The sequence below is a fragment of the Laspinema sp. D2d genome, assembly GCF_025370755.1.
Taxonomy (GTDB): domain Bacteria; phylum Cyanobacteriota; class Cyanobacteriia; order Cyanobacteriales; family Laspinemataceae; genus Laspinema.
In genome coordinates this window covers 244,387-257,633 of sequence record NZ_JAMXFC010000002.1, presented here as the reverse complement: position 1 = coordinate 257,633, position 13,247 = coordinate 244,387, and the positions used below count along the sequence as shown (strand labels likewise).

Sequence of the window (13,247 nt, the reverse complement as noted above, 5' to 3'; positions counted from 1 at the left end):
TATACAGACAAAACCTGCCTCCCCAGGGTACTCGATAAAAACAACTTTTCATATCGGGCTTCTATAGGAAACCGTAGTTTTATTTTAACTAAAATTGTCTCTGCCTACCACATCGCATTTTTAGAAATCATCCTCAGTTTTTTAAAGTAATTATCATAAATCCTCTATTTTGTCAACCTCTATTTTTTCTTCTATTTCTTCATTCTTATCGCTGCTATCCTCCGCCGAAACTTCTAATTTTTGAGCCAATATTTCCAAGCGATGTTGTTCTTTTTTGAGCTTTTCTTCTAAGGCTTGAAGTTGGTCTCTCCGGGCTTCTAATTCTAGGGCACGCCGGGAGAGTTCCTGACTTTGTAACGTCAAAGATTGTCGCCATTGTTCAATTTCATCCGCCTGGTCCTGTAAAAATTCGGGCGTCAATCCTTTAGTCAAATATTGTTGAACCAGCTTAATCGCCCATTCCGTCGCCTCATTGATGGTGCGAATTTGTCCCCCAGTGGTAATATCCGCTAAAACGAGAATTCCCTCGCCAAATGCGTTGGCTTCTGTGGTGACAATTGGATCAGTTTCCGATACCAAAGCCCAGATCTCTCCAGATTTCTGACAGGCTAATAATCGCAACCCAGTTTTGCCTAAGAATCCTTTTTTTTGCACCTGAGCTAAGTATATCATTGCAGTCTGCTTCAAAAGGTGATGGATTGGAATGGGCGAGAATTATCGTTTTCCGGTCCCATTCTCAATGAGAGAGAGGACCGGAGGCAGATTTATCTTCAACAGTTAGGGTGGTTTCGGATTATTCACCTCTTAATTGACGGAGGCGATCGCGTAAAATTTCACCCTGTTTCTCTGCTTCAGCGAGGCTATCTCGCGCCCCTTGGACCACTTCAGGAGGGGCTTTATCCACGAACTTAGCATTAGATAATCGTCCAGAAATCGATTTAACTTCCCCCTCAATTTTATCCAAACTTTTCTCTAGTTTGGCACAGAGTTGTTGGATATCTACTACTCCCGCTAGAGGCACTAAAACTTGAACAGTTCCCACCACTCCGGCAATGGTTTGTTCCGGTTCTTCTGCTAAAGCAGGGGTAATAGTCAACTCTGCAACTTTGGCTAAATTTTGAATATAAGATTCCCCTCGCTGTAGAATATCCCGTTCTTTATCGCTGTCACTTTGCAAAATTGCCTTAATTTTTGCCCCGGGTTTAATTTCCACCTCAGCGCGTAAATTCCGAATGGTGCGAATTGCACCAATGAGTAACTGAAAGTCGGATTCTAATCCACCGTTTATCAAATTAGAATCAGCGTCGGGATAGAGTTGCACCGCTAAGGATGCCGTTGACTCCGCTTGGGTTAACGTATGCCAAATTTCCTCGGTAATATGAGGAATAAATGGATGGAGTAATTTGAGAATTCCTTCTAACACAAAGGCAAGGGTTTGTTGTGCCACTCGTCGGGAAGCGGCATCTTCTCCCTGTAACCGCGACTTGACTAATTCAATATACCAATCGCAGAAATCTCCCCAAATAAACTCATACAAGGTTTTGGCAGCATCCCCTAACCCATAAGTATTAATTGCTTCACAGGTTTGCTGCACCGTGTGATAATAGCGCGACAAAATCCAGCGATCGCACAGTTCCAAATTCGAGGGATTCTCTCCTGGATTTCCCAACTGTTGCGGCGTCTGTCCCTCCAAATTCATCATTACAAACCGCGCCGCATTCCACAATTTATTCGTGAAATTCCGCGAGGCTTCTACAGAAGCAGATTCATCCGTTGTCCGATTATATTCTAAACGAATATCTTGACCCGCGCCAACTACTTCTCGAATTAACGTATAACGGAGAGAATCAGTTCCGTATTTTTCAATCAACAGCAAGGGGTCAATGCCATTCCCCGCAGACTTTGACATTTTCTTGTTATTTTCATCCCGGACTAATCCATGAATGTAAACGTCTTTAAAGGGCATTTTCCCCGTAAAATGTCCCGCCATCATCGTCATCCGCGCTACCCAGAAGAAGATGATATCGAAACCAGTAACTAGAGTTGTGGTGGGATAATAGGTGTCCAAATCTTCAGTTCTATCCGGCCATCCCAAGGTTGAAAACGGCCATAATCCCGAGGAAAACCAAGTATCCAACACATCCGGGTCTTGTTGAATTTCGACGGTTTCTCCAAATTGAGCTTTTAGTTTGGCGGTAGCTTCCTCAGCGGATTTTGCCACCACAAATGGCGTATCATCGGCAATCATTCCCCCGGTTTCACTAATCGCATACCAAGCGGGAATTTGATGTCCCCACCAGAGTTGCCGAGAAATACACCAATCTTTGAGTTTTGCCAACCAATCGCGATAAACTTTCGTCCAGCGATCGGGGACAAACCGAGGGGAATTTTGCTCATCCAGGAACGTCAAGGCGCGACTGGAGAGAGAGTCAATTTTCACAAACCATTGCGTTGAAATCAGAGGTTCGATGGGGACTTTACCGCGATCGCTATAAGGAACCGTATGCTTATATTCCTCCACCTTCACCAGCCGTCCCTCTGCCTCCAACTGCTGCACCACCGCCTTCCTGGCATCCTGGCGATCGCGTCCGGCAAAAGGTCCAGCATTCTCATTCAATGACCCATCTTTATTCATAATGGTAATAAACGGCAAATTGTGCCGCATTCCCATTTCAAAATCATTGGGATCATGGGCCGGAGTTACTTTAACACAACCCGTCCCAAAACTCGGATCAACAAACTCATCTCCCACAATCGGAATTTCCCGATTCATAATCGGCAGAGTTAACATTTTCCCAATTAACCCTTTGTAGCGATCGTCATTAGGATTAACAGCAACTGCCGTATCTCCTAACATTGTTTCGGGTCGAGTCGTCGCCACCTCCACAAATCCCGAACCATCACTCAGGGGATAACGAAAGTGCCATAAATGACCATTCACTTCCCGCTGTTCCACCTCCAAATCCGACACCGCAGACTGACTCGCCGGACACCAGTTCACCATATATTTACCGCGATAAATCAGTCCCTCGTCATGCAAGGCGATAAACGCTTCCAGAACCGCCTTGGAGAGTCCGGTATCCATCGTAAACCGTTCGCGAGTCCAATCCACGGAAACTCCCAACCGGCGCAACTGATTGGTAATCGTATTCCCCGACTCTTCTTTCCACTGCCAAGCGCGTTCCAGGAACTTCTCCCGTCCCACTTGATCCCGCGTTTTGCCTTCTTCGCGCAGTTGCCGTTCCAAAATTGTCTGAACCGCAATACTGGCATGATCCGTCCCCGGCAACCACAGGGTATTGCGCCCTTTCATGCGATGATAGCGCACCAGCACGTCAATCAGGGCGCTTTCAAAGGCGTGTCCCATGTGTAAGCTACCCGTAACATTGGGCGGGGGAATCATGATACAGTAAGGCTCTCCCGGGTGATTCGGGTCCGCTTTAAAAACCTGATTCTCTTCCCAAAACGCTTGCCACTTGGCTTCTGTCGTCTTGGGTTCATATTGACTCGGTAAGTTAGGAATGGTGGAAGTCATCGGGAATATAAGGTGAACGGACTACAAACTGATCTATCTTACGATTTTGCCACAAGCCTTTGACGGAAACGAACGGAAAATAATCAGGACCCCTCCAGGAAGGATGGTGCGGCAGTTCCCGAGGGACCCGGACCCCCACAGTTGGAGACGGAGGGCGCTAGGGGAGGAGTCTATGCCATTTCTAAGGGTCCTGGCGATCGGCGAAGGGTGGGAGAAATTGCTTGTTGTGGAATCAAAAAGGCGATCGCTGTTAAGTTTATCAAATCTGTTTTGTAGGGAAGCGCTAATTTCACTTCTCTACAAAACCCGATTTTAATTGTCAGTCACGGGAGGAAAAGCCGCCATCAATTCTTCCAAAGAATTTCCATCTATCAGCCTGTCCGCGACCATTTCTAATTGCTCCCGGTTCAATCGTTGCAAGTTAGCTTCAACCGCTTCCGATACTTTTCTAAACCGATGCCGGATCATGCGTTGGATGATTCGTCGTACTACTTCTTGACGTCCTTGTTCCAATCCTTGCTTGAAAATTTCTTGACCCCAAGGGGATTCCACGAATGCCTGGGTGAAAGGATTTAGGATTTTATCCACGATATTTTCCTCCTAATACATAGCTATAAAAAATCCCCAAGTAGCTGGTTCCGGTGGGTCAGGACTTAAGCATATTTTGATAACCTGGGCTAAATGTAGAGGCGATTCGCGAATCGCCTCTACATTTAGGGTTTAACTTTTAAGAGTGTGTAAGTCCTGGCTTTTCTACAGAACTTGACTTTAGTTGTCAGTCCCTGTAGGAAAAGCCGCCATCAATTCTTCCAAAGAATTTACATTCATCAGCCTTTCGGCAAACAGTTCTAATTGCTCCCGGTTCAACCGTTGCAAATTAGCTTCCACCGCTTCCGGGACTTCTCCAAACCGACACCGGATTAGGTGTTGGATGAGTTGTCGTGTTTCTTGGCGTCCTTCTTCCACTCCTTGCTGTAAAATGTCTTGACCCCAAGGGGATTCCAATAATGCCTGAGTTGCAAAATTCAGGATTTTCTCCACGATATTTTCTCCTAATACATAGCTAGAAAAAATTCCCAACAATCGTTGTAAATCTTCCGACCGTTCTTCCTGTTGTATTCGGACTGCGGCGCGACGTAAGATGGTTTCGTTTGCACCCCCTTTCATCACCGTTGCTAAGGGCAATAGGGCCTTGAGTTCCGGTTGAAAGGCAACCTCGGCATCGATTTCCCAGAGGTTGATCACCTCATAGTCTTGCCTTGCCTCTAGTCCCATAATACTCGATTCATAACGAGTGGGAATGGGGGTGTTCCCGGTTGGCGGAAAAATATTGACCACCATCGGATGCACGCGCAAATCATATTTTTCTTCTGCCAGTGCCGCATAAGCCCGAATCCGCACAGGCATCCGAGGATCCGGGCGAAATTGGACTTCGGTTAGGCTAATAAATTCCCCTTCTTCCTCGCTATAGGCTTTGATGAGGATATCGCTATCTCGACTCAGCCATTGAAATTCTGAATCGAGAATGACTTGGGCAACTGTACCGGATGATCGAGTCACCCATTTGACCCATCCATCGGGGTAAAGTCCGATTAATTTTTTACTGCTAATATCTGCTTTCCCCATTGTTTTATGCGGATATTTTCCCTTAATATTATAATTATTTTATATAAAAAGCAAGATAATTTACAAATATTTTTGCTTGTTAAGCATACCCGATTCAATAGGCTAAAGTATGCTATCTTTCTACTGAAGTGGGAGCATTTTACTTCCTAATACTGCTATAAAGGAGCAAGATACTCCCACTCCTTAAAGGAATTCTCCAATTATTCCAAGAGTCGCTCTATAATAATTAGGATTAAACCAGGAATCACTTATGGCCTTAATCGATCAGGTTAAACAAGTCTGCGATCGCCTTGCGAACCACGGATGGCGAGAATTACTGTTACAGCATGGATTGGATATCACAGCGGCAAACTTGGCGGGGGAACTGGGAAAAATCCTCCCGAACATCAACCGCACTATTCCAGGATTTACGGATTTTGCCGATGAAGGGAATCGGGCGATCGCACCCGGATCTCCTGGGCGCAGTTTACTCTATCATGCCTTAGCTTCGGCGACGGTGATTACCGGGACCCCGGGCAATGAATTAACCGCCTTTCCCACCCTCGCTGAGATTGAGGCGGTGGAAAACTACGTTTATGGCGTCAAACCCCCCTCCTTAACGGAATTGCGGGTCAAGGCGAATTATGGACCCTTGGCGATCGCTGTCTTTGCCGCCGAATACCGTCCCGCCTCGGATACCCCCCATCAGAAACACGCCGATTTGTGCTTTTCCCGGACTGGGGTCGCCCGAGTGGGAACCGCTGAAGCCCTGTATGACGGTAAACATCGCGGGTTTTTACCCTTTGTAGAAGGGGACTCCCAAGCCATGCGGGTGATTCCCGCCCGGTATAGCGCCTATGTTGCCGTGATCCGGCGAGGCGATCGCCCAGGATACAAGCCGATGCGAGTGCGCGATGGAGACGATCGCCGGTTATTTTGGTTTCCCTTACACAAACTGTTTAACGGTAATGAATGTATCCGTAATTTTAACTTAACCCTGACCCTAGAAGCCAAGCATATCAATGAAAAACTCCGTCGTATCCATCTCCAACTCCAAAACCAAGGGTATGACACCGGCTGGAGTGAACCGGATATCAGCAATCCCCCCTTTATCTTTAGCGAAGGTATCGCCGAATTCTCACAAAATCCCGATGATGGTATGGGAACCCTCATCCCCATTGTTCATCCCCATCTCGTTGCCGTAGCAGAATATCAAGGCAAACCTCTCACTTATCAAGTTCCCGCCAACTATGGCTTAACCCTCTCCTCCAGCTTGCTAATTCCCGCAGACAACGAAGCCCGACGCGCCCCAGAATATGTACACGCCCGTCACCAAGTGCTACCCAATGGCACAGTAACCGACCTGAATGAACGCCCCAATGTTGCTAGTATAGTAGCCCAAGGTGGATACAATGCCTTACATTACCTCGATTTTACTGCCGATGGCTGGATTGAGGCCCTCTGCCCGGAATTAGCCATTCAAATCCCCCGACGGGTTCCTGCTTATTCCCTGGTGAGTGCCCCGGATTACTTCCCCACCTGCGATCAACGGCACATGATGGATTGGTGGGAACAATCGGTGCCAGAAGCAGTGAGAAACAGCATTTGGCGAATTCCCCCAGAAACCTTGTCCGATGAGCGAATGCCGCCGAATTTGGCCTTACCGGGCTCCGATTTTCGCCCGGAAGATACCACGGTAACGGCGATCGTCTCCTTACCCGGAGAACCTTTTGTCAAACAACGTCCCCTAGACCGTTTCATCCTGAATCGCCAATCCTACCTCCCGGATGCGGCTGCCGGAATCTATGCACCGGGATGGGATGTGAGCTTTGATCGCACTCCAGAAGGCTTGGATTTCCTAGCTGCTTATGGTTTAGGTAGTCCCTTCCCGGAAGATTCTAAACTTTGTGCCGCACTTAGTGCCTTTTGGCCTGCGGTCTCTCCTGATGCCGCCCGTACCTTTGAACCGATGCGAAGTTGGCCCACCGTCAGCCCTATGACTGATGCGGAAATTGGGCAAACCGGCGAACTGCCTTGGGATGGGGTTCCGGGACCGCGCCTGGTCCAACTGCCCGATCGCCAGGTGGTCGAATATGAGGCGATCGATCATGTCGATTACGTCACCAATGCCTTACAGGGTAAATTCACTTTAGCCCTAACAGGACAAGTAGATGTGAGAGAGTACGAGGCGAGAGTGCTGACAATGGCCTATGTCTATCACGCTTTAGGGATCGAAGAGGAGAAATATTTTCCTCCCGGACAGTCCGAGGGGCAAGACGCTGAGGCATTTGGCCGAATTGTTAATGAAAAATCCAAATGGGGGGTTCTCTCCTTCCGGGAAGTGACCCCAACGGAGACAGAACTACTAGAAGCCCAAACCCAAACAGGTCAACGCTTACGGGGAAAAATTTATCGCTTTGAAATGTATCGACATGGAAATATAACAACCCCGGAAGACGTTCGGAAACGCTGGGTAGAAATCCGCGAACGGGTCACCCTGTTTGTGGATGGACTGCGGGTGTTGATGAAACGGGATTCCGGCGTCTGGGAATCGAAAAATGTGTGAGGTGGACGTGGCGATCGCCGGGAGTGGTCCGGGAGGCACTGCTGCCGCCATTGCCTTGGCACAGCAAGGGTTCCGAGTGGCGATTGCCGAAGCGGAATCTTTCCCCCGCGATCGCCCGGGGGAAACCCTTCACCCCGGCATTGAACCCCTGTTACAGCAGTTAGGAGTCGGCAGTCGCCTCTTAACTGCCGGATTCCTGCGTCATCCCGGAAACTGGATACAATGGGAGAGCAATCGCCGGTTTGAACCCTTTGGGTCCGATGAAACTGGACCTTGGCAGGGATTTCAGGCATGGCGGGCGGATTTTGATACAATCTTGCGCGATCGGGCGGTGGAATTAGGCGTCAAAGTCCACCAACCCTGCCGCGCCTCACATCCGATTGTCAGCCAAAACCGAGTTACAGGAATCGCCACGAACCAAGGTGAAATCAAGGCAAAATTTGCAGTCGATGCCACCGGCAGTAGACAATGGTTAGCCAAACAATTAAAGTTAGCAATTAACCCATTTTCTCCCCCCTTAATCGCCCATTATGGCTATGTCCAAGGAGACTGTCCTATTCGAGATCATGCACCGGCGATCGTAGCAGGCGAAGGGGGATGGATTTGGACCGCCAAAGTCCGTCCCCAACTCTACCAATGGACTCGCCTAGATTTCCACCACAAACCCCTAGAAAAAAACTGGCAACCCCCCGAATTCCAAACCCTAAAACCCTGGAAAAAACCCGCCGTTGCCGATGTCACTTGGAGACAAGTTTTTCCCCCTGCTGGACCGGGTTATTTTCTAGTTGGAGATGCCGCCACAGTCCTAGATCCAGCCTCCTCTCATGGAGTCTTAAAAGCCATCATGTCCGGCATGATGGCCGCCTATTTGATTACCCAAGTCTTGCAAGGGAAAGCCTTGGAGGGTAACGTTATAGCAGGATACAGTCAGTGGATGGAGAGTTGGTTTCAGAAAGATATCGAAACGTTAAAAACCCTTTACGCCTTACTCCCGAATGCCCCAGATTGGGTAAGATAGATAAAGCAGGGTAAGATTTGTATGTTATAATCCAAATTGAAGCGTTTAGCGAAAATAGCTATGCATAAAAACGAAGTGAAGCTGGAAATTATCGACGCTCAATCACCCTATTTGGAAGCAGTAATTGCATTAGGGGATTCCAACAAAAAGACTTTAAGCTTTTTTCCTAAAGGAGCTTTTCAGGATCATGCTTCACGGCGTCAGATTATTGTAGCTATTGATTCTAACAAGAAATGCGTGGGCTATCTTTTATATGGGAAAGCTGAAACTTGTGATAGGATAACACTTAAGCATTTATGTGTAGCTGAGTCACACCGAGGCATGGGCATTGCTAAAAAGCTAGTAGACTTGCTAAAAGAGGAAACTAAAGAATATAGTGGCATTGGCTTGACCTGCCGCACAGATTATGAAGTAACCGAAATGTGGCCTAAATTAGGTTTTGTGTGGAGTCATGATAAAAAAGCAAGAACATTGGGCAAGACTAATGCATTTTGGTGGTTAGAGAATAAGCAATTACCCCTCGTTTATGCTGCCACTCAAAAGCAACTAGAAAAAACTCTATGTGTTGTTATAGATAAAAATATTTTCTTTGAATTAGCCAGCCCTGAAAAACTGGATAAAAACGCCGATTCAAAACTTTTATTGACAGACTGGCTGCAAGCTGATGTTACAATTTGTTTGGTTGACGAAATTTTCAATGACATCCGTCCAATTAAGTCAGAGCAAGACAAGAAAAATTTGCGAAAATTAACTGAAAATTTTATAATTATACCTTCTGAATCCTCTAAAGTTGATTCAGTATTGTGTGATTTAAAACAAATAACTAAGGACCATAGTGTATTATTTAGCTTAAGACATTTAGCGAAATGTATTGCTTCTGAATCTCGTTTATTTATAACTAACCAATTACAATTAGTGGAAGGAGTAACTGAAAAAATATATGAAAAATTTAAGGTTTCTATAATTACCCCCCAAGAGCTAATTATTAAAATTGACTACCTTCGCCAAAAACCTTCCTATCAGCCTGCTAGTATAGCTGGCACTAATTTAATAGAGAAATCAGTTCAAGCGAGTGAAATTGATTTGTTAGTTGATTCTTTTTATTCTTCAATAGAGGGTCAAAGTAAATCTGAATTCCAGCAGCTATTGCTTCGGTATATTACTGAACCTGCTCGGTTTGAGTGCAACGTTGTTTCCGATAAACATAATACACCAATTACCCTGTGTATCTATGATACCAACAAAAACAAATCTCATGAGTATGAGTTAGAAATTCCTGTTTTGAGAATTGCCGACAATATTTTAGGAAAAAAATTAGGAAATACTCTAATTCGTCACATTTTGTTGAAAGCAACATCAAGATCTGCATTTAATAATAAAATGTTTACAAGGATTACCGATTGTTTTCTTAATGATTTTGTCAAAATAGCTATTCAAGAAGACAACTTTACCACGGTAACCAATGGTTTGATTAAGGTTAATCTGGCTGTTGCAGAAACAGCTCAAAAACTATCTGAGCGTCTCAATTTTTTAGCATCTGATTTGGGAGAAGAATATTATTTTTGCCATCAACTTGCCACAGGTCTTAAAGAACTAGCTTCAACAATGGATGGTAAACTTATGTTAAAAATGGAGCGATATCTTTGGCCCGCAAAAATTATTGATGCTCCCATACCAAACTTTATAATTCCTATTAAGCCAACTTGGGCTAGAGAACTATTCGATTATGATTTAGCGAATAAATATTTACTTTATAATACAACGGAATTAGCTATTAATAGAGAAGCAGTTTTTTATAAAAGTACAAAAGGCGGATCTCAACACTTAAAACCTGGAGTAAGTGGTAGAATACTATGGTATGTTAGTCAGGATAATGATAGAGGCTATAGTGAACATGAAGTAAAATGTATTAGGGCCTGTTCTATTTTAGACGATGTTGTTTTTGGGAAACCCAAAGATTTATATCAGCGATTCAAAAATTTGGGGATCTACACTTTAAAAGATTTAATGGATATAGCCAGAAATGATGAAAATCAAGATATAATGGCTTTAAAATTCAGTGAAACGGAGGTCTTTGAAAATCCCATTCAACTCGACAAGGTTAGGCAAATTCTCCAAAAAGACTCGGAAACTATGCAAAGTTTAAGGTATATTAATATTAATGCTTTTCATAGAATTTACAGTTTAGGTCGTTAGATTTTCTATTCTTGATAAAAATGTCAAACAAAATTTTATTATTATCTGTTCGTCCCAAATATGCAGTCAAATTGTTTAATGAAACCAAAAAAGTGGAGTTGCGGAGGCTTAAGCCTAATGTTAGTACAGGAGATTTTGTATTAGTGTATGTTTCGTCACCAGTTAAAGCAGTATCGGGAATATTTTATGTTGAAAACATTATTCAAGATACTCCGAGCAAGTTATGGGATAAAGTTAAAACACTAGCAGGAATAAGTAAAATTGAATTTAAAGAATACTATCAAAATTGTAATTTAGGATATGGTATTTTCCTGAAAAAATCAGAAGATTTTAAACCCCCTATATCCCTAGAAATTATTAAAAAAAAATGGAAAAATTTTCATCCTCCTCAAAGTTATAAATACCTGAGCTATCCCGAATTGGAGTGCTTGAAAGGAATGGCGTTAAAAGCTGATGAATAACATAGTTTAATTATAAAAATAATCATAAAAATGAATGTTTTATAGTTAAATAAAGTACCAAAATCTAAAAGTAAACAATAAAATGAATGTTTTATAGTTAAATAAAGTACCAAAATCTAAAAGTAAACAATGATGAAAATGTTGGATACAAAGTTAATAAATTTATTTAATGAATTTGTAAAAACATATCCTTTCACCCCTAAAGGAATTGCACATATCTCTGCTCATAATGAACAACAAAAGCAGGGGCGTCGCAATTTTAATTGGATATCGGAAGCTGCGGATTCTGGCCGAGGTATTACAAAATATGTAATTCTACACTTACTGCTGCATGACGAATCATCTAGCAGTAACAAAGAAGGAGGTTGGATACATACATCGCCATCAATTAATGGAAACTGGGAAACATTGTTTGAAGACTCATGGTTTAGCCAAGAATCAAATTATTCAGGTATTTCTGATGCAATTTATAATTTTATTCAACAGTGTAACAACGATCCAAATCAGTTATCTACATCTTGTATTACGCTTTCAAACTTTTTGCCTTTAGAAAATTTTTCCGCAGAAATTATTACTCCCATTTTGAATGCGCTCAAGCCAGATGACTTTCTTATAGTTGATGAAAACTCAAGATTAGTTATTAATCATTTTGCCAATACAGATTTTAGTCCAAAACTTACCGACTATCCTTCTGCTAATGCCACTGCGAAACAATTGATTAATAAACTGGCTAAAGAAATGCAGCAGCCTGGAGTCCCAGCTATGCAGGAAGGTGACTTATTTGATATGTTTTGCTATTGGCTGGTGGCTGTCAAAAAATATGATTTCAGCGCCCCCACTCTTTCTACCTTAAATAAAATCGCTGAACAACCGATAGAGTTAATACCCCAAACTGTCCAACCCGAATATACTCTAGCTGACTGCGCTGCTAAAACGGGCATTAGTGAAGACCTATTAAAGCGATGGAGCTACGCCATTAATCGCAAAAAGCAAGCCATATTACAAGGTCCCCCTGGTACGGGAAAAACTTACCTTGCAAAACAGCTTGCCAAGCATTTAATTGGGGGCGGTGATGGGTTCATGGAACTGGTGCAATTTCATCCCGCTTATTGTTATGAGGATTTTATCCAAGGGATTCGCCCTCAAGCAAACGAGCATGGACAGCTTGATTATCCAGTGGTTCCAGGGCGGTTTTTGGAATTTTGTAAAAAAGCAGAGTCTTGTGAAGATACTTGTGTTTTAATTATTGATGAAATTAACCGGGCGAATCTCTCTAGCGTGTTTGGAGAGTTGATGTACTTACTTGAATATCGGGATAAAAAAATTCCTTTAGCGGGCAGTAATGAACTGTTTGGCATTCCTGAAAATATCCGGATTATTGGGACGATGAATACCGCCGATCGCTCGATCGCCCTCGTGGATCATGCACTGCGTCGCCGCTTTGCTTTTATCGAACTGCGCCCCAATTATGAGATTCTACGGCGTTATCACGAACGAGAAGCAACCGATTTTCCGGTTGATGGGTTGATTGCCACATTACAGCGCGTGAATCAGGTAATCGATGACCCCGATTATGAACTGGGTATCTCGTTCTTTATGCTGCCCGATCTGGCGTATCAAATCGAAGATATCTGGCGCATGGAAATCGAACCTTATTTAGAAGAGTATTTTTTCGATCAAAGGGACAAACTTGAACCCTTCCGCTGGGAGGCGATCGCCAAAACAATTTTACCCTGACCCTGATTTTTCAAAATTGGAATTATGGTAAGATCCGATAGGGCAGTGTTTATGCGGGCGAAATCCAAACTTGTCTTGGATTCGGTGCTTTTCCGGGAATGACAGGTTTAAGATTTTAGTAACTCCCCC

The 13,247-nt window shown here is 43.9% G+C and carries 10 protein-coding genes; 5 read left to right on the top strand and 5 right to left on the bottom strand.

Going from position 1 to position 13,247, the window contains the following annotated elements:
* Positions 1-153 precede the first annotated feature (153 nt).
* From NG796_RS02545 to NG796_RS02525, 5 genes are all read right to left on the bottom strand, one after another.
* Positions 154-672 carry a hypothetical protein gene (locus NG796_RS02545; RefSeq protein WP_261204342.1) on the bottom strand — a complete coding sequence of 173 codons (519 nt, stop codon included), beginning with the start codon at positions 670-672 and terminating at the stop codon, positions 154-156.
* Positions 673-793: 121 nt separating this feature from the next.
* A complete protein-coding gene (locus tag NG796_RS02540; protein ID WP_261204341.1) occupies positions 794-3,535 on the bottom strand; it encodes a valine--tRNA ligase in 2,742 nt (913 codons plus the stop codon).
* 170 nt (positions 3,536-3,705) lie between these two features.
* A complete protein-coding gene (locus NG796_RS02535) occupies positions 3,706-3,828 on the bottom strand; it encodes a hypothetical protein (protein WP_261204340.1) in 123 nt (40 codons plus the stop codon).
* 19 nt (positions 3,829-3,847) lie between these two features.
* Positions 3,848-4,123 (bottom strand): DUF4351 domain-containing protein, encoded by a 276-nt coding sequence (locus tag NG796_RS26410; protein ID WP_261204339.1) that lies wholly within the window; start codon positions 4,121-4,123, stop codon positions 3,848-3,850.
* A 180-nt stretch (positions 4,124-4,303) separates the two neighbouring features.
* Positions 4,304-5,161 carry a DUF4351 domain-containing protein gene (locus NG796_RS02525; protein WP_261204338.1) on the bottom strand — a complete coding sequence of 286 codons (858 nt, stop codon included), beginning with the start codon at positions 5,159-5,161 and terminating at the stop codon, positions 4,304-4,306.
* Between the two features lie 250 nt (positions 5,162-5,411).
* Here NG796_RS02525 and NG796_RS02520 point away from each other — a divergent pair, with 250 nt between their 5' ends.
* The 5 genes from NG796_RS02520 to NG796_RS02500 all read left to right on the top strand — a co-directional run bounded on the left by NG796_RS02520 (position 5,412) and on the right by NG796_RS02500 (position 13,118).
* On the top strand, positions 5,412-7,706 hold the full coding sequence (locus NG796_RS02520; RefSeq protein WP_261204337.1) for a hypothetical protein: 2,295 nt from the start codon (positions 5,412-5,414) through the stop codon (positions 7,704-7,706).
* Positions 7,699-8,724, top strand: a complete 1,026-nt coding sequence (locus tag NG796_RS02515) for an NAD(P)/FAD-dependent oxidoreductase (protein ID WP_261204336.1) — start codon at positions 7,699-7,701, stop codon at positions 8,722-8,724. Before NG796_RS02520 ends, NG796_RS02515 begins: the two co-directional genes overlap by 8 nt.
* A gap of 60 nt (positions 8,725-8,784) precedes the next feature.
* A complete protein-coding gene (locus NG796_RS02510; protein WP_261204335.1) occupies positions 8,785-10,920 on the top strand; it encodes a GNAT family N-acetyltransferase in 2,136 nt (711 codons plus the stop codon).
* Positions 10,921-10,940: 20 nt separating this feature from the next.
* Positions 10,941-11,381, top strand: coding sequence for a hypothetical protein (locus NG796_RS02505; RefSeq protein WP_261204334.1), 441 nt, complete (start codon positions 10,941-10,943; stop codon positions 11,379-11,381).
* Positions 11,382-11,510: 129 nt separating this feature from the next.
* Complete coding sequence (locus NG796_RS02500) at positions 11,511-13,118, top strand: AAA family ATPase (protein ID WP_261204333.1); 1,608 nt, start codon at positions 11,511-11,513, stop codon at positions 13,116-13,118.
* Positions 13,119-13,247: the final 129 nt, after the last annotated feature.

What these genes read in the sequence shown, in the direction of transcription:
- NG796_RS02545 (WP_261204342.1), bottom strand. Translation starts at nt 672, where the DNA reads ATGATATACTTAGCTCAGGTGCAAAAAAAAGGATTCTTAGGCAAAACT.
- NG796_RS02540 (WP_261204341.1), bottom strand. Translation starts at nt 3,535, where the DNA reads ATGACTTCCACCATTCCTAACTTACCGAGTCAATATGAACCCAAGACG.
- NG796_RS02525 (WP_261204338.1), bottom strand. Translation starts at nt 5,161, where the DNA reads ATGGGGAAAGCAGATATTAGCAGTAAAAAATTAATCGGACTTTACCCC.
- NG796_RS02520 (WP_261204337.1), top strand. Translation starts at nt 5,412, where the DNA reads ATGGCCTTAATCGATCAGGTTAAACAAGTCTGCGATCGCCTTGCGAAC.
- NG796_RS02515 (WP_261204336.1), top strand. Translation starts at nt 7,699, where the DNA reads ATGTGTGAGGTGGACGTGGCGATCGCCGGGAGTGGTCCGGGAGGCACT.
- NG796_RS02510 (WP_261204335.1), top strand. Translation starts at nt 8,785, where the DNA reads ATGCATAAAAACGAAGTGAAGCTGGAAATTATCGACGCTCAATCACCC.
- NG796_RS02505 (WP_261204334.1), top strand. Translation starts at nt 10,941, where the DNA reads ATGTCAAACAAAATTTTATTATTATCTGTTCGTCCCAAATATGCAGTC.
- NG796_RS02500 (WP_261204333.1), top strand. Translation starts at nt 11,511, where the DNA reads ATGATGAAAATGTTGGATACAAAGTTAATAAATTTATTTAATGAATTT.